The sequence below is a fragment of the Ectothiorhodospiraceae bacterium BW-2 genome, from assembly GCA_008375315.1.
Classification (GTDB): domain Bacteria; phylum Pseudomonadota; class Gammaproteobacteria; order Thiohalomonadales; family Thiohalomonadaceae; genus BW-2.
Genome location: CP032507.1, coordinates 19,476 through 35,881, shown reverse-complemented (window position 1 = coordinate 35,881; position 16,406 = coordinate 19,476). Strand labels below are relative to the sequence as shown.

Sequence of the window (16,406 nt, the reverse complement as noted above, 5' to 3'; positions counted from 1 at the left end):
TTTTATGTTTAATGCAAGTTCCCCCCAGCTTTATCCACAATAATTGTGAGTGTTTCTCTCCGACTAACCCCTAACACAACACCATTCCGCCATCGATCTCAATCGCCTGACCGGTAAGATAACGGGCATCTTCCGAGGCGAGAAAAGCGGCAGCGCCGGCGATCTCGGCGGGGTCGGCAAAGCGTCCCATCGGGCACTCTTGTTGGCGCTGTGCTAACCAAGCGGTGGGGGTGATCCCCTGCCTTGCTGAGACCACTTCGGCCACCTGTCGTAACATACGGGTATCGGTATTACCGGGGCAGATCGCATTCGCGGTACAGTGAAAGGGGGCTAAATCGAGCGCCACAGAGCGAGTTAAGCCGATGACGCCACTTTTGGAGGCGGAGTATTGCGCCGAAGCGGGAAAACTACTCTTCCCGGCCATGGAGGAGATATTAATAATGGAGCCGCAGCGCTGCTGCTGTAGAGTATGGCTAATGGCTCGATTGCAGTAGAAAAGAGCACTTAAATTGGTATTGAGAACCTGTTGCCAAGCGGCCGTAGTGACCTGCGGTAGTGGCTGACCACTGTAGATCCCAGCGGAGCAGATAAGAGTATTAATAGTCGGCCAGCGGGAGAGTAGAGTGGCAAAGGTATGCTCCACCGCCGACTCATCGCTGAGGTCACACTCAAAAGCGAACGCCATCTTGAGCTCATGGTCATAGCAGCCGTTAAGTTGTGCGACTAACTGCTGATTAGCGTTGTGATCGCTATCGATACCGATTACCGTCGCCCCCTCTTGGCGAAAGCGCTGCATACAGGCGCGACCGATGCCGTGAGCCGAGCCGGTGATAATAACGGTATGGTGCTTAAACCGGTTGAGTGAGGGGGAGGCCATCGGCTATTTTAGGGTAAAACGCAAAGTGCCTAAGTGTCGGCGCTACTATGAGCAACCGCCTGCTTCTGCCATAGTAGGGCATAGAGACCGTTGTGTTGCAAAAGCTCGCTGTGTGAGCCATCTTCAACGATCTCACCCTGATCTAGCACCACAATACGATCCATCGCTGTGGCGAGTGAGAGGCGATGGGTGACCGCAATCACGGTTCGGTTGTGGCTATGTTGCTGCAACATCTCAATAAAAGCCTGTTCGGTCGTGGCATCGAGTGCCGAGGTCGCCTCATCGAGAATGAGCACTTGCGGCTGCCGAATTAACGCTCGGGCGATAGCGATACGCTGCTGCTGACCGCCGGAGAGACTACCGCCGCTCTCACCGACCACGCTCTGATACCCCTGCGCCATCTGTTCAATAGTGGCCGCTATACCGGCCTCCCTTGCCGCCTGCTCTATCTGTTGCTCGGTGGCATCGAGTTTACCGCAACGGATATTGTCACTAAGGGTGGTATTTAGCAGCAGCGGCTGTTGAAATACCGTCGCCATTCGTTGGTGCAGCGTGGCCAGATCGAGCTGCTCTATCGGGATCTGATTGTAGCAGATCTGACCCTCACGACACGACTCTAGTCCCATCATCAGCTTTAGCAGTGTACTTTTGCCCGAGCCGCTTGAGCCGACAATAGCGACATGCTCCCCCTGCCGGAGGGTGAGATTAATCTGTTTTAAGATCGTCTGTTGTGGCAAGTAGCCAAACCCGACCTGCGTTAGCGTTATCGTCTCAATCTGATCTAGCCGCTTGCCGCCGCCGCTGTGAGTCGATTGGGGTAGCTGCGCTTGCAGTAGCTGCCGAATGCGCTGGTGAGCCGAGGCGGCGTCAAAGAGCTGAGGGGCGAGCTGGCTGAGGGTGATGCCGGCGTTAGAGATATTAATCATTAAACCGGCGTAGGCGATCAAAATACCGATGGTAATATAGCCGGAGATAGCAAACCAAGCGCCGAGACCGAAGATACCGATTTGAATTAAATTGACCAAAATAATCGAGATCTCGCCGGTAGTAGCACTCCAGAAGGCGCTTAGCTGCTCATACTGATGCATGCTATCGCTCTGCTGCTGAAACTGCTGCTGTCGCTGCCGTTTTAAGCCAAATAGGTGCAGCATCGTTGCCGTTCTTACCTCTTCGGAGACGAAGGCGGCTATCTTAGCATCGCAGCCCTTCTTCTTATCGGCGTAACGATTGGTCGGTTTTGAGAGCAGCTTCATCGCTACCATAATGATCGGAATAATCGTGTAGGTAAAGAGCGCCAGACGCCACTCGATCACAAACAGCAGCAGAGCACTCATCAGTAGCACCGAGGCGTGAATCAGCATGACCCGTATCGGTTGCGCCAAATACTTCTCGACAGCGGCCAGATCAGCGCTAAAGTGGTTCGCCATAGCGGCACTGTCGCACTCCGTATCGCAGCGGCTTTGTAGCGTGATAAACATCTGTCGCCGTAGCTGACGACTGATTTTGGCTGACAGGTTAGCAAACACCTTCGCTTGCAGTAGCGCCGCACCGCTATTCACCAGATAGGCAATCGCTAAGCCGATTAACATGGTACTAAGGAGTGCCATATCTGACTTAATCACTGCCTCATCCAGCAGATAGCGGTAGTAGAGCGGTAGCCCCACCATAAAAGTGACCGTTATCGTGACCAGCAACAGACCGATAGCAAGACTCTTGCGCTCACTGGCCAACGCCTGCCAGATAGTCGCAAAGAGGGGGCTCATCGTGGCGGGGGGATCGATTCTCTTCATGGGCTCTCTTTAGGCAAAATATCGTAAATTTGTGGATTGTTAGCGATAATCTCTAACGACTTTTGGTAGGTAAACTCCTCCATCTGTAGCGATTTATTGATATCTTTTATCCCAAACAGACCGGCGAAGGGGACAACGATATTGAACGAAAGGATGCGGGGGTTAGCTCCCTGTTGCAAATTGCGAGCATTGCGGTAGCTCTCCATACACATCGCATGGCCGACCACCTCCATTAGAGCCGGATAGTGGCCCTCAGGATCGACTCTGCCGCGTAGCTTATCCCATAACACCCTCCAGCCGGAGACGACAGTACCATAGGGCTTGACCCCCTCAAAGGGGAGCGAGGCTGGGTTGGAGTCGGAGATGAGCGTCCAGCCGTGCTGACAGTAGCTATAGAGTGTTGCCGCCGGTACATTATCGATGAGGCCGCCATCGACCAGAACCTGATCATTGTCGCGATCGATGACCGGTGGCCAGATCACCGGTAGCGAGGTGCTGGTTCGAATCGCCTTCCAGATAGGCCCTTTTCTAATCTCAACGAGCTGACCATGTTTAATATCAGCAGCGACCGGAATGCAGCGAATGAACTGATCTTCTAATAGGCCGTCACCGTAGTTCTGGCGTAGCAGAGTATCGGCATCTTGGCCGCTTAGAAGCGAGGTGTAGGGGAGGGTAAATTTACGCAGACTGGGAGCGGCGTGGCGTATCATGAACAGCGCAATCTCCCGTGCACGGCGCCATGAGCTATCGAGGATCACCGCCCCCGCAATCCCACTCCCTGAGCTGGAGCCGCTAATACAGTCGATGGGGATCTGGCTATCCTCCAGCGCCCGCACCACCCCGACATGGGCAATGGCGCGCGAGGAGACCCCTGACAGCACCAGGCCGATAGCGTGACCGGTGACCATTCGCGCGGCGCGATCACTATCGGCGCTTGAGCCGATGCGGATATGGTGGTGGTTATTGAGTTTACGAAGGGTAAGCCAGTTGGCGGTGCCGCGCCCCTCCGTTGCCTGTTGGGGCTGTAAAATGGCCAGTTCCGGAGGAGGGTCGAGCGTATCGAGGATCGGCTGTAGCTCCCGCTCGACCGCGCTTAGTCGGGGGCCGGCGTCGTGGTGAGAGACCAGTACCACCCGATCGGCTTGGCGTATAATGCGCTCATTCCAATGGGTCGCCCCAAAATCACCAATCAGTAGCACCAACGGATAGAGCGCCTCCTGTTGGGTGATATAGCCAGATAGCAGCGTCGAGCCAGCTGCCTGAAGCGGGAGTTGTGCTGTGTTGTGGCCAAAGAGCTGATTAACACTCTCAGGGCGGATGGCGAGTGTGTCGTGTAGCTGCTGTAGTGAGCGGGTAAAGTCGTTAGAGAGGTACTGAAACTGCTGCTGTTGGCGCGGATCCTCTGCGACCACGGGAATGAGGGCAATCGTCATCGTGAACTCAAGGGGGGCACGACTCTTCTTTTGTAGCAGCCGCCAGCAGAGCAGTTGTGACATTCGCTGCGATAGCTGCGGAATTTGGGCGGTTAACCGCTCAAAATCGGCGCGAGTCATTTCGAGGACAGTCGAGCAGCGTTCGGCGCGAAGCGTGGCGCTACGAGGGGTTTGGGTGAGTAACCCAATTTCGCCAATCACCTCACCGGGGTAGAATTCGGCCACGCTCCGCCCCTCTTTAAGAGCCGAGAAGCGACCCGACTCGACCAGATAGAGCGAGTCGGTCTGCTCACCCTCACAGCAGAGGGTGCTCCCTGCGGGGAGACTCTTTTCGGTAAAATAGCTCGCCACACTCTGTAGCTGCTGCGGTTGCAGAGTGGCTAGCAGCGGATATCGGGAGAGGCGCTGAATCATGAGCGGTTTTTGAGCGGTGAGGGCGGCCACCGGCTGTAGCGCCTTTGCATGATAGCTCTGGAGCGAGAGGAGGGTCGAGAGTCGGCGGGGAGCGAGCCAATCGATAGCTGAACGGCGTAACTCATCGGCAGTGCTGTTATAGAGAATGAGATGCATACTCTGCGTCGCTGCACGAGCGGGGTTATCCCAAATCGCCTGCTCAAGCGGAGTGAGCCGTGGCTTAGAGAGGGGGTCGGCGAGATAGAGGATCTGCGTGGCCTGACGCACCCCCATCTCCCCCCAGAGATCGCGTGCGGTTGTCGTCAGCCAGAGCAGGTGCGAGTGGGTGCGCTGCAACTCCCCGATCCAAAGAGTGAGCTGCTGCTGCTGTCGTGGCGACAACGAGGTACCTATCTCGAAGCCAAGATGCTCTTCAGCTTTCGCTTTAGAGATAAGCTGCGCGTTAGGGAAGTGGGTCAGTAGATTGTCACAAAAGCGGCTCTGCCACTCAAGCGGCCCCTCTAGCGGTAACAGCGCGATATTGGTCGATAACGGTTGAGCGCTTACGCTCGATTCGTTAGCTCCGGTCAGACGGTTAACCGACAGTTGGGCTAACTGTAGCGCTAGCGCGCTATGTTTAAGCATTAACGCCTCAATAGGCTGCTTACCGATGCAAAGCATGAGCGAGTCTCGTTCAGCGATTAAGGTCGCAGCGGCGCGCTGCTGCCCGATGAGGGAGATCTCGCCAATAATCGCGGTCTCCTCCAGCGCCCCTATCGGCCGACCCTCACGATAGATAGTAAGCCGTCCGGTATGCAAAATCGCCAAAACAGGGTTCTCATCCCCCTCACGAACTAGCGTCTCTCCTGCGGCCAAAAAGGCCCACTCAAACTGCTCAATCACCGAATCGGCAATCGCAACAGGAATATGATGCAGTAGCGGGTGGTGGCGTAGAAAGAGCTCTTTATCGGCAAAGTTCATGTTAGAGTTCTGCGGCAAGGTGCTAAACCTATCGGCGCTCAAATAGTCTATTGAGCAGCGTTATCAACAGATTGGAGGGGGGCGTATCACTTCGATAGTGGTGGCGAACACTCTGCCCAAGAAACAGCGCCACAATCGCGAGTGAGAGCGCCGCTAGCAGCTCAGCTACCGTCTGGTGATACCACTCGGGGACGGTGTAAACATAGGGCTCACCCGGGGCGACCAACATCCAGCCGACCACCAGCGCTAACGAGTAACTTCGAGCCTGAATAAAGCGCATAGCGTTGCCCCCCATTAACAGCAGCGGAGCTAACAGATGGACTAGCGCGGCGGCCGCCCACTGTCCGGTCGGCTCGTTAGGGGGATTGGTGCCATAGACGAAGGTGAAGTTCCACACCACATAGCCTATCACCCAAATCGTGCCCAGATCGTAATGGAGGTTATTTTGACCACTCTTTTGCTCAATAGTAAAAAAGCGCGGGTAGGCCTGAGTCAACAGCAGTAGCAGACCGGCGCAACCGTTGAGCAGACTACCACCATAGAGCCGCTCCGGCCCGCCGGCAAAGTAGTCGAAAAACTCAAATAGCACCGCCTCAACCCATCTTTCGTCAAATCCGACCAAAATCCCCAAAATATATCGGGAACCCGATATGCGATTTTAATTAAATCAATTACTTGAGTTTTGAAAATAAATCGTAGTGCCATAATGTGACGGATAGGCTTGCAATCCCCCATTTTGCAGCTACACTGTCAGTATGTATATTCGTCGCACTACGATTAAAAGCCACGGCTCCGGTGAGCCCTACTTCACCTATCGACTGGTGGAATCCACCCGTGTGGCCGGCAAGGTCAAGCAACAGACCCTGCTCAATTTGGGTCGCCACTTTAGTGTAGAGTCGGCGCAATGGCCGCTTCTGACCGCCCGCATTGAGCAACTGTTGAACGCACAGGGCGATTTTCTCACCCTGGCACTGCCAACCGCCCTGGAGCAGACCGCCCAGCAGTTGAGCAACAAACTACAGCAAACCGGTTACGGCGAACCGTTACCGCCGCACACCTGGCAATCGGTCGATATGGACTCTCTGGAGCTAAGCCGGCCTCGTCAGGTTGGCATTGAACAGTTGGCTCTGCATGCGCTGCAACAGCTGAAACTGATTGATAAACTGCAAGAGCTTGGCTTTAACCGTCATGAACTGGCCGCAGCCATTGGCAATATCGTTGGGCGCATGGCTTCTCCTGCCAGCGAGTGGGCCACCTATCACTGGCTCCAGCAGCAGAGTGGACTGGGCGAGCTCATCGGTTATGACTTTGACGCCATGGGGCATGATCGCCTCTATCAAGCCAGCGACCTGCTCTGGAAACACAAAGCGGCACTGGAGGCCCATCTCTGGCAGCGGGAGCAGACGCTTTTCGATCTGAAGGAGACTATCGCCCTCTATGACTTGACCAATACCTTCTTTGAAGGAGCGCCCGACTCCGAACTGGCACAGCGTGGGCGCTCCAAGGAGCGGCGCAGTGACTGCCCGCTCGTTACCCTCGGTCTGGTACTCGATAGCAGTGGCTTTCCGCGCTGTTCACGCCACTTTGCCGGTAATGTCAGCGAACCCTCCACCCTGGAGGGTCTGCTCACTGAGCTGGAAGCCTCGCCACACAGTACTGTTATTATGGATGCCGGCATTGCCAGTGAGAAGAATCTACAGTGGCTGAAAGGTGCCGGTTACCACTATATTGTCGTGAGCCGTCAACCCCATCGAGAGTTTGATGAGACCCAGGCCACGCTGATCAAAGAGAGCCCCGGCAATTGCGTACGCGCGCAGCGGGTTGAGGATGGCGAGCGGGGGGAAGTCAAACTCTACTGCCACTCCGAAGCGCGAGAACTGAAAGAGCAGGCGATTCTGGATAGCATTGCGCAACGCTTTGAAGCGGGGTTAACCGCCCTTAATGAGGGACTATCTAAACCCCGTTGCACCAAAAGCAGCGAGAAAATCCATGAGCGGATTGGTCGGCTCAAACAGAAGTATTCCCGTGCAGCCGCCCGCTATACCATTAGCGTCAGCGAACAAGAGGGCAAAGCCACGGCCATCACCTGGTCTCTCAACGATGCCGCCGACTCAGCGGCCAGCCATCCCGGCGTCTACTGTCTGCGCACCGATTTACTCGATTGGGATGCTGCCAAGCTGTGGCAGACCTATATCCTGCTCACCGACCTCGAAGCGGTCTTTCGCAGCCTGAAAAGCGAACTGGGGATGCGCCCCGTCTATCACCATACAGCCGATCGCCTCGAGGGCCACCTCTTCATCACCCTGCTCGGTTACCATCTCGTGCATACGCTGCGACATCAACTCAAAGCACACGACATTCATGCGAGCTGGACATCCCTGCGACAGCTGTTTGCCAATCGTCAGCGGGTGAGTGTCACCGTCAAGCGTGAAGATAATCGCACCATTCATCTGCGCAAAACCACCCGCATCGAACCCCATCAACGTCCAGTTCTGGATGCGCTGGGACTCGACTATTCGGTCCATCCGACAAAGATGACGCTGATCTAAATTCGGCTCAGTCAACACGCGTTCTGCATTCTGCATCGTGAAAAATCATAGATGTAGTGCCATACTACCCATTGAATTCGTCTCAACTATTTGATTTTTTGCACTATTCGATCTAGCAAATCGAAAGATGGGTCAAGAATATTAATAAACAGCATCAGATAGCCCAGTACCCGAGCCCAGTGGTAGTCGATCCAGTGGCGAAACCGCAGCGCCCCAATTAACAGCACCCCCAGACAGACCGAGATCAGCTTAATGTAGAGAAAGTAGCCGGCAGCGACGATCTCAAACCACGCCAAATAGCCAAACAGCAGTAGCGGAAAGAGCAGATAGACCAGCAGCAGGCCGCCCATCTTTAAACGCATCAAAAGCAGTGTTAACAGCGAGACTATCAGGGTAGAGACGACAATCCAGAGTAGAGCTTCCATCACACAAATCCCCCTTAAACTTTCGTGGCGCGTGACCTAGTGCGCACTAGAGAGCCTGCCATTGAGTGTAACAGATTGGCGGGGGGTGTGGCGATTTGAGCCAAGGCAGCAGATGGCTATAGGCGAGGTAGAGCGCCATGGAGAGCGAGAGTAGCGCCAACCCCTGATCGATATCGGCAGAGTACCAGTGGGGGGTCTTGACTATCCACGGCTCGTAGGGGAGGGTGATGGTATAACCGACCACAACCGTGAGCGAATAGACGCGCAGCTGCAGATAGAGCGACGCATCCTTTAGGGTCATTAATAGCGGTGTTAGCAGGTGGATAACGGCCAACCCTATCCACAAGCCAGAGATCTCACTAGGGGCATGGGCGCTATAGATGAATGTAAAATCCCAAAGGGTATAGGCGATGACCCACTTCATCCCCACATCATAGTGCATATTGCGTCGCCCACTGTCGCTATCGATCGTTATAAATCGGGGGTAGGCTTGGCAGAGCAGAATAGTTAGGCCGGCTATCACATTCATCCAGTTACCGCCATACTCGCGCTCAGGCCCTCCGGTAATGAGATCGAGTACCTCAAACGAAATCGCCTCACCGATATTAAGAAAGAGAAAGATATAGAGTAGGTTGCGTGCCCAAGGCTGAGTATGCCACCCCTTAAATCTTAAGCCGGCGATAATGAGCGCGATACAACAGAGCAGAATAAACTTAATATAGCCAAATAGATTAAACAGGGCATCTGGAGAGAGAAACCAATAGATCCCTAAGCCTATCGGCAGCAGCAGAAACAGCAACAGGTGGCCGACAAAGGGGAGGCGACTAATGAGGAGCGTCGCGAAAAAAAGGGCTGTCATAGCGGTTAATATCCAGATAATTTCCATCAAAAATACCTACAAATTATTGATTATTAAGATTTTACCCACTTTGAGGAGGTAATTGCCATTTTGAGCCAAAGCCCATTTGCTGTATGCTCCACCGCTTTACCCACACAAGGCAGCATTGATGGCGGCAAGTTTAGCGAGTTGTGCATACTCATTACCCATGATTGAACAGTGTGTTTATCGATTTAGGGAGAGGACTGATATTCTCTACCATCGTGATGAACAGCTAATGGGGCTGTCGCAACAGGCTCACCTAACGCCAACCGAGGGGGAGTTGATCGGTACTTTACCACCACTCTATCCCGAATGGTTAGGGGATCGACACTTTTTAGCCGCGCACCACTGCCGTTTCGCCTATGTAGGCGGCGCGATGGCGCGGGGGATCGCCTCTGCGGCGATGGTCATTGAACTGGGCAAAATCGGTGCCTTAGGCTTTTTCGGTTCGGCAGGATTAGCGACTGAGACGATTCGGGCGGCGCTTATCGAGATTGCCACAGCGCTTACCCCCTTGGGCGCGAGCTGGGGCGTTAACCTAATTCACACCCCTGCGACCCCTGAACAGGAGGAGCGGCTAGTCGATCTCTATCTGGCATTAGGGGTGCGTCGAGTCTCGGCGGCGGCATTTATGGGGAGCAATCGCGCCCTAACCCGCTATGTCTGCCTTGGTCTCTATCGTGATGAGTCGGGCGTGATTCGGCGCCAAAACTACCTCTTTCCCAAAGTCTCCCGCCCTGAGGTTGCAGCCCACTTCATGCAGCCTGCGCCGACGAAGATGCTACAGGAGCTGGTCGCCTCGGGGGCGATTACTCCGCAGCAGGCCGAGCTAGCCGCACAGGTGCCGTTAGCAGAAGATTTAACTGTCGAGTCAGACTCCGGTGGCCACACCGATTCGCGTCCCCTCAACAGTCTGTTCGGGGCCACTGCCATGGTTAGAGATCAGCTTCAGCGCCAATACAACTTCGCGACTCCGGTGCGATTAGGTGCGGCCGGTAGTCTGGGGACGCCACAGGCGATTGCCGCTGCCTTTACCCTTGGCGCCTCCTATGTGCTGCTCGGTTCAGTCCACCAAGCGACAGTTGAGTCGGCGCTATCGAATGAGGCCAAAACCCTGCTAGCTAGCGCCGACATCGCCGACACTATCACCACCCCCTCTGCCGATATGTTTGAGCTTGGCGGCAAGGTTCAGGTGCTGAAAAAGGGGACGATGATGGGGATGCGTGGTAACCGCCTACAGGAGATCTACCACCGCTATAGCTCGATTGAACAGCTACCGGCTGAGATTCGTACCGAGCTAGAGCAGAAGATATTTCGCCAAAGCCTACCCCAGATCTGGAGCGCCACCTGCGACTACTTTCAACAGCTAGATCCAAGAGAGCTACAGCGGGCTAACGAGAGCCCCAAATATAAGATGGCGCTACTGTTTCGCTGGTATCTAGGCAAGAGCAGCCAGTGGGCGCTACAGGGCGATAGCGCACGGACACTCGATTATCAAATTTGGTGCGGGCCTGCGCTCGGTGCCTTTAACCGCTGGGTTGCCGGCTCCTTTTTAGAGCCGCTAGCCAACCGCCATATTGCTCAAGTCGCCCTGAATCTACTCGAAGGGGCGGCACTCTATACTCGGGCACAGCAGTGCCGAACTTATGGGGTTCCGGTGGCTATGCACCAGCTCCACTATCAACCGCAACCGATGACGGTTTAGGAACGACAACAAGATGCCAAAACAGCAGACGCCGATTGCGGTCGTGGCGCTATCGTCACTCTTACCCGGCTCGACCACCCCCGAAGAGGCGTGGCGCCACATTCTCGATGGCACCGATCTGATTACCGAAGTACCACCGAGCCACTGGTTAATCGATGACTACTACGAGCCGGACTCAAAAGAGTTTGCCAAACTCTACACCAAAAGCGGCGGGTTTCTTACTGATATTCCATTCGATCCGATCGAATTTAGCATGCCGCCTAACTCACTAACCGCGACCGATACCAACCAGCTACTCGCCCTCATTGCCGCCAAAGAGCTACTAAGGACGACACGGAGCGTACAGCAGCAGAAGGTGAAACTAAACAATATCGGCATTATTCTAGGTGTCGCCGCCGGTAGTGAGATGCAGGAGCTGATGGCGGCCAAAATTCAAAAACCGGTCTGGAGGAAGGTGCTACGGGAGTATGGCCTAGCAGAGAGTGAGATTGATCATATCTGCCGTCATATCGAGCGGGAGTATCCCGACTGGACAGAAAACACCTTCCCCGGGCTGCTCTCGAATGTGGTCGCAGGACGGGTCGCCAATAAGCTCAATTTAGGGGGGTGTAACTTTGTGACCGATGCCGCTTGCGCCAGTAGCCTCGCTGCGATCAATATGGCGATGCATGAGCTACAGAACGGCCATACCGATCTGGTGATTTCAGGGGGGTCGATGCCTTAAACAATATCTTCATGTATATGTGCTTTACCAAGACCCCAGCCCTCTCCCCGAGCGGAGATATTCGCCCCTTCGCGAACAGCGCCGATGGCACTATTTTGGGTGAAGGGGTTGTTCTGTTTGCCCTGCGTCGTCTAGCGGATGCCAAGCGCGATGGCGATAACATCTTCGCGGTTCTTAATAGCTGCGGCTCATCGTCAGATGGCAAAAGCAGATCGATCTACGCCCCTGACGCCGCTGGCCAGTCGAAAGCGATCAGTCGCACCTACCAACCACTCGACTACGGTTTAGGTAGTGTCGAGCTCATTGAGGCGCATGGCACCGGAACGAAAGCGGGAGATGCGGCTGAGTTTGAGGGGCTCAAGCTCGCCTTTGCCAATGATGAGACCACCAAGTCGCGCGGTAAACAGTATTGTGCCCTCGGCTCGATTAAGTCCCAAATTGGCCATACCAAATCGACTGCCGGCGCGGTCAGTCTGCTAAAAATAGTCTTAGCACTCCACCATAAGGTGCTACCGCGCACGATTAAAGTGGAGCAGCCCAATGAGAGGATGGAGATTGAGCAGAGCCCGCTCTACCTCAATAGCGAAACTCGCCCCTGGATCGCCAAGCCGACCCAGCCGAGACGCGCTTCGGTCAGCTCGTTTGGTTTTGGGGGCAGTAACTTTCATTTGAGTGTTGAGGAGTACCTCGACCCCCACCATAAACCGCCCCGCCTCTATAGCCAGCGCCAACAGCAGCAGATAGTAGTGACCCTTTCGGCCACCTCGCCGACAGCGCTCCAGCAGCAGCTAACCCAGCTTCAGCGGCGGCTTAACTCACCCTCAATCTCACTCACCACCCTAGCGAGAGAGTCACACCAGAGCGTTGAACCGCACCACCGAACACGGTTAAGCCTAGTCGCTAGCTCTAGCGAGGAGTTGCGGCAGCGAATCGAGCAGCTACAGCACCAGCATAAAGCCATAGAGCAGGGAGAGTCGTTGACGATTCCCAATGCGGTGTGGCTGCATCAGAGGGAGCGGCAGGGGGGGGTAGCGCTACTCTTTGCCGGTCAAGGGGGCACTATCTCAATATGGGGCGCGATCTTCTCTGTCAGTTTGAGGCGGCCCGCCAACCGTGGGATAGCTATGGTGATCTTAGCCTCTCTGGCCAGAGGCTGCACGATCTTGTCTATCCTATCCCCGTCTTTAGTGAGCGTGAGCTAGCCGAGCAGCAGCAGCGATTGGAGCAAATCGAAGTGATTCAACCCGCCATCGGGCTGCTCTCCCTCTCACATTTAGCGCTACTGCAGCAGCTAGGGCTTAAACCCGACAGCTACGCCGGCCACTCCTATGGCGAGATACCGGCACTCTATGCTGCCGGTGTTATCGATTCGGCTGACGAGATGCTGGCCATCTCCTGCAAACGGGCCGAATTGATGGCGGCAGTCAGTCAACGGCAGGGGGGCGGAGCGAGGGGGGGCATGAGCGCCATCTTTTGCTCACCCGCACAGCTTGAGGCGTTACTACAGTCGTTTGAGGGCTCTCTCTCTATCGCCAACATCAATAGCCGTAAGCAGAGCGTCGTGACCGGGGCGGTCAGTGACCTAGCTACCTTTGAGGCGCTGTTAACGCAGCAGCAGCTCCGCTTTCGGCGTCTCAATGTCCCGACCGCTTTTCACTCCGACTGGGTTGCCGCCGCCGAAGATGAGTTGGCCAAATGTCTCCACCCAAAGCGATTTCACCGCCCCCGAGTCCCGATCTTCTCTAACTTAACCGGCAAGCTCTATCCCGATAAGAGCAGCGACATTAAGGCCGAACTGAGCGCACAACTGGCCAATCAGGTCCACTTTATGGCTGAGTTAGAGCAGATGCATCAGAGCGGTGTGACCACCTTCATTGAGGCCGGCCCGGGCAGAGCGTTAAGCCAGATGGTGCGCGATACCCTAGGTGAGGCGGCCAACGCCATCTCGCTCGATTTAGGGCCGAAGGTCGATTCGGTCTCCGCCTTTTGGCGGGCGATGGCACAGCTACACGCCCTCGGGGTGCCGATCTCTCTGAGCTCTCTTTGGAACGATTTTGCGCCCGAAGAGCGACCATTAACGCAGCGTGAAGGCTCCCAAGCGACAGTCATGATTAATGGCGCCAATTTTGGCAAACCCTATCCACCGAAGGGGGGGAGCGCCGCACTTCCTAAAGCGAATGAGACCGCTAAAACCGCACTCCTATCGACCCCCACCCACTTTATTAACCCGTTAAAGCAGACTGTGACTATGAACTCAACTCCACCACATCCCCAACCCCAAGCCGTCAACTCAACTCAGCCAGCGCCGATCCGCGCTGTACCCGAGGCTGCACTATCGGCCGAGTGGCTAACTACGATTGAGGCGATTCAGCAGAGCGCCTTTCAGGCACAACAGGCGTTCCAGCAGACGCTAGCTCAGAGCCATCAAGGCTATCTACAGGCGACCCAACAGCTACTGAGCTCGTTAGTCGGGGTCGCGGCGGGCGCTGCCCCGACGCAAACGGCCATACCGGCTCCTCCACCTCCCCGACCCGCTGTTGGCGGACGAGCGCGGCCGCCACCCCCGGCTGGTGATGCCGTACCGTTAGCGCCGCCACCCGCTCCCCCCCGCCAGTGGCTCCAGCGCCACTCGAAGCGGAGGCTGCGGTCGATAAGATTGCGATCGATATTAAACCGCTACTCCTAACCGTGGTGGCCGAAAAGACCGGCTATCCAGAGGAGATGATCGGCCTAGAGCTCGATATGGAGTCGGAGCTGGGCATCGATTCGATTAAGCGGGTCGAAATTCTATCGGCACTTCAAGAGCAGATCCCCGCCCTTCATGGTGCCGATACGACCCAACTGGCGGCGATGAATACCTTAGGTGAAATTATCGAATTTGCCGGCGGCAGTGACAAAAAAAAAAGCGTATAGATATCCTGTCACCCTGAGACTAACCCCTTTAATCGGTTTTGCGCTTACCGATCTACTCGCGGCGACGCCGTTGAGTGTGGTTGCCGATAGCCGCGGCGTGGGGGTCGCTTTAGTCGCAAAACTGCTTGCAGCAGGGCTTGAGGCCGAACTGCTCGACTATGCCGCCGCGATGGCACGCCCCTGTAAAGCCGTTATCTATCTGGAGGGGCTAGCTATTGATAACAGCGACACCGAGGCGATCACGCTCAACTATCGCGCCTTTGCCTTAGCTCGCCACACCATTCAATCGTACCAGTTATCTCAGTCGCACACTCGCGCACCGGCAGGGCTACTGATCTGCGCCTATCAGAGCGAGCAGCCATACCTGGCCGGATTAGCCGCGCTGATTAAGACGGCCGATAAAGAGTGGTCTGGCGTTGGCCTCAAAAGTATCGCCTTTGAGGCGTCGCTGGATGCCGAGACGACGGCGGCGCTCCTTTTTGCGGAGTTAACCGCAGGGGGAGATGAGTTAGAGGTGGTCTATAATGCCGAACGACAGCGAACCTGCTACCAGAGCCCGTTAATGCCACTCCCCCAGTGAAGCGCTAAGCCGGGGACGAGAGAGGACGGGGATGTTTGGATCGTCAGTGGCGGCCTAAGGGGGGTGACTGCCGACTGTCTGGTCGCCCTCACGCAACACATCCCGCTAAAATTGGCGCTTTTAGGCCGCTCTGCTTTTAGCGAGGAGGCCCTAGAGACGAGGGGGCTCACCAGCGATGCCGCCCTACAGCAGTGGCTGTTGCAACAGGCGAAAGCGAAGGGGGAGTCGCTGACCCCAACGCAGTTAAGATCACAGTTAGCGGCGATACACGCCAATCGCGAGATGGCGCGTAACCGACACCGGCTAGAGCAGACTGGGGCAACGGTACGCTATTTTCGCTGCGATATTAGTGATCGAGCGGCGGTTGAGCACGCTCTTACCACGATTCGGGCCGAGTGGGGCGCGATTCGTGGGATCGTGCATGGGGCGGGGGTGTTGGCCGATAAGTTAATTCAGGCTAAGAGCGATGCTCAGTTTCATCAGGTCTTTAACACCAAAGTGGAGGGGTTTCGCACTCTATTAAGGTTAACCTGCGACGATCCACTGACCCTTATCTGCTGCTTCTCATCTGTCGCCGCACGAACCGGTAATCGGGGCCAGAGCGACTATGCCATGGCCAACGAAGTCCTCAATAAAGTGTGCCAATTTGAGCGTGATCGCCGCCTAGCCGCCGCCCAACCCTGCCTGGTGAAGTCGATTAACTGGGGGCCGTGGGCGGGGGGATGGTCTCGCCCCAACTTAAAGCCCACTTTGCCGCCCAGGGGGTGGAGCTACTGGCGCTCGATGCCGGTGTCGAGGCCTTTGTGGCTGAGCTGCACGAGAGTGTCGAGAGCTGTGTCGAGGTGGTGATTGGCGGCGCTATGGATAACTGGGCACTCAAGCAGCGCCGTCAGCCGAGCGCGTTATCGCTCTATCTGAGCCAAGCCGTTCTGCCTTGGCTAAGTGATCACCAAATTAAAGATCGAGTCGTCGTACCGGCAGCGATGGTGGTTGAGTGGTTTTTGCGGGCCGGTCAGCTCTGCTTAGGGGGGGCGGTGGAGCTAGAGTCGTTTTGTGTTAATCGAGGGATCACGCTAACCGACTTTCACTCAGGGCGGGGAGAGTGGTATCAGATTCGGCTCAAACAGAGGGGGAGCAGTGCGATCTAGCGCTCCTG

At 55.7% G+C, this 16,406-nt stretch carries 15 protein-coding genes; 9 read left to right on the top strand and 6 right to left on the bottom strand.

All coding sequences use genetic code 11. The annotated features are described in order from the left end of the window. Positions 1-70 precede the first annotated feature (70 nt). Genes D5085_00150 through D5085_00135 form a run of 4 tightly spaced genes read right to left on the bottom strand, consistent with a single transcriptional unit; the run spans position 71 to position 6,063 of the window. Positions 71-877, bottom strand: coding sequence for an SDR family oxidoreductase (locus D5085_00150; GenBank protein ID QEP41692.1), 807 nt, complete (start codon positions 875-877; stop codon positions 71-73). A 29-nt stretch (positions 878-906) separates the two neighbouring features. Beyond that, positions 907-2,667, bottom strand: coding sequence for an ABC transporter ATP-binding protein (locus D5085_00145; GenBank protein QEP41691.1), 1,761 nt, complete (start codon positions 2,665-2,667; stop codon positions 907-909). Continuing rightward, positions 2,664-5,474 (bottom strand): hypothetical protein, encoded by a 2,811-nt coding sequence (locus tag D5085_00140; protein QEP41690.1) that lies wholly within the window; start codon positions 5,472-5,474, stop codon positions 2,664-2,666. Before D5085_00140 ends, D5085_00145 begins: the two co-directional genes overlap by 4 nt. 28 nt (positions 5,475-5,502) lie before the next feature. After that, a complete protein-coding gene (locus D5085_00135; GenBank protein ID QEP41689.1) occupies positions 5,503-6,063 on the bottom strand; it encodes a hypothetical protein in 561 nt (186 codons plus the stop codon). Between the two features lie 166 nt (positions 6,064-6,229). Between D5085_00135 and D5085_00130 the strand changes: the two genes are divergently transcribed. Then, positions 6,230-8,023: an IS1634 family transposase gene (locus D5085_00130; GenBank protein ID QEP41688.1), complete on the top strand. Its 1,794-nt coding sequence runs from the start codon at positions 6,230-6,232 to the stop codon at positions 8,021-8,023. Positions 8,024-8,109: 86 nt separating this feature from the next. Here D5085_00130 and D5085_00125 read toward each other — a convergent pair whose 3' ends face one another. Together D5085_00125 and D5085_00120 are read right to left on the bottom strand one after the other, a co-directional pair. Then, complete coding sequence (locus tag D5085_00125) at positions 8,110-8,448, bottom strand: hypothetical protein (protein QEP41687.1); 339 nt, start codon at positions 8,446-8,448, stop codon at positions 8,110-8,112. Positions 8,449-8,494: 46 nt separating this feature from the next. Further along, a complete protein-coding gene (locus D5085_00120) occupies positions 8,495-9,334 on the bottom strand; it encodes a hypothetical protein (protein QEP41686.1) in 840 nt (279 codons plus the stop codon). Positions 9,335-9,455: 121 nt separating this feature from the next. Here D5085_00120 and D5085_00115 point away from each other — a divergent pair, with 121 nt between their 5' ends. From D5085_00115 to D5085_00080, 8 genes are read left to right on the top strand one after another with little or no spacing between them, the layout of a single operon-like run. Next, positions 9,456-11,033, top strand: coding sequence for a PfaD family polyunsaturated fatty acid/polyketide biosynthesis protein (locus tag D5085_00115; protein ID QEP41685.1), 1,578 nt, complete (start codon positions 9,456-9,458; stop codon positions 11,031-11,033). 13 nt (positions 11,034-11,046) lie between these two features. Beyond that, positions 11,047-11,757 carry a hypothetical protein gene (locus tag D5085_00110; protein QEP41684.1) on the top strand — a complete coding sequence of 237 codons (711 nt, stop codon included), beginning with the start codon at positions 11,047-11,049 and terminating at the stop codon, positions 11,755-11,757. A gap of 11 nt (positions 11,758-11,768) precedes the next feature. Beyond that, the gene (locus tag D5085_00105) at positions 11,769-12,959 is read left to right on the top strand and encodes a hypothetical protein (GenBank protein ID QEP41683.1); all 1,191 of its coding nucleotides are present in this window, start codon (positions 11,769-11,771) and stop codon (positions 12,957-12,959) included. Next, positions 12,827-14,443: an acyltransferase domain-containing protein gene (locus D5085_00100; GenBank protein QEP41682.1), complete on the top strand. Its 1,617-nt coding sequence runs from the start codon at positions 12,827-12,829 to the stop codon at positions 14,441-14,443. The genes D5085_00105 and D5085_00100 overlap by 133 nt, the downstream gene beginning before the upstream one ends. 2 nt (positions 14,444-14,445) lie before the next feature. Continuing rightward, positions 14,446-14,670 (top strand): hypothetical protein, encoded by a 225-nt coding sequence (locus D5085_00095; GenBank protein QEP41681.1) that lies wholly within the window; start codon positions 14,446-14,448, stop codon positions 14,668-14,670. Beyond that, the gene (locus D5085_00090; protein QEP41680.1) at positions 14,648-15,250 is read left to right on the top strand and encodes a hypothetical protein; all 603 of its coding nucleotides are present in this window, start codon (positions 14,648-14,650) and stop codon (positions 15,248-15,250) included. Before D5085_00095 ends, D5085_00090 begins: the two co-directional genes overlap by 23 nt. Positions 15,251-15,289: 39 nt before the next feature. Then, positions 15,290-16,099 carry an SDR family NAD(P)-dependent oxidoreductase gene (locus D5085_00085; GenBank protein QEP41679.1) on the top strand — a complete coding sequence of 270 codons (810 nt, stop codon included), beginning with the start codon at positions 15,290-15,292 and terminating at the stop codon, positions 16,097-16,099. Beyond that, positions 15,973-16,398: a hypothetical protein gene (locus tag D5085_00080; protein ID QEP41678.1), complete on the top strand. Its 426-nt coding sequence runs from the start codon at positions 15,973-15,975 to the stop codon at positions 16,396-16,398. Before D5085_00085 ends, D5085_00080 begins: the two co-directional genes overlap by 127 nt. Positions 16,399-16,406: the final 8 nt, after the last annotated feature.

Bases quoted from the DNA above. Each gene is read 5' to 3' on its own strand.
- D5085_00105 (QEP41683.1), top strand. From the start codon at position 11,769: ATGTATATGTGCTTTACCAAGACCCCAGCCCTCTCCCCGAGCGGAGAT.
- D5085_00115 (QEP41685.1), top strand. From the start codon at position 9,456: ATGGCGGCAAGTTTAGCGAGTTGTGCATACTCATTACCCATGATTGAA.
- D5085_00145 (QEP41691.1), bottom strand. From the start codon at position 2,667: ATGAAGAGAATCGATCCCCCCGCCACGATGAGCCCCCTCTTTGCGACT.
- D5085_00150 (QEP41692.1), bottom strand. From the start codon at position 877: ATGGCCTCCCCCTCACTCAACCGGTTTAAGCACCATACCGTTATTATC.
- D5085_00100 (QEP41682.1), top strand. From the start codon at position 12,827: ATGGGGCGCGATCTTCTCTGTCAGTTTGAGGCGGCCCGCCAACCGTGG.
- D5085_00110 (QEP41684.1), top strand. From the start codon at position 11,047: ATGCCAAAACAGCAGACGCCGATTGCGGTCGTGGCGCTATCGTCACTC.
- D5085_00120 (QEP41686.1), bottom strand. From the start codon at position 9,334: ATGGAAATTATCTGGATATTAACCGCTATGACAGCCCTTTTTTTCGCG.
- D5085_00080 (QEP41678.1), top strand. From the start codon at position 15,973: ATGGTCTCGCCCCAACTTAAAGCCCACTTTGCCGCCCAGGGGGTGGAG.
- D5085_00125 (QEP41687.1), bottom strand. From the start codon at position 8,448: ATGGAAGCTCTACTCTGGATTGTCGTCTCTACCCTGATAGTCTCGCTG.
- D5085_00140 (QEP41690.1), bottom strand. From the start codon at position 5,474: ATGAACTTTGCCGATAAAGAGCTCTTTCTACGCCACCACCCGCTACTG.
- D5085_00130 (QEP41688.1), top strand. From the start codon at position 6,230: ATGTATATTCGTCGCACTACGATTAAAAGCCACGGCTCCGGTGAGCCC.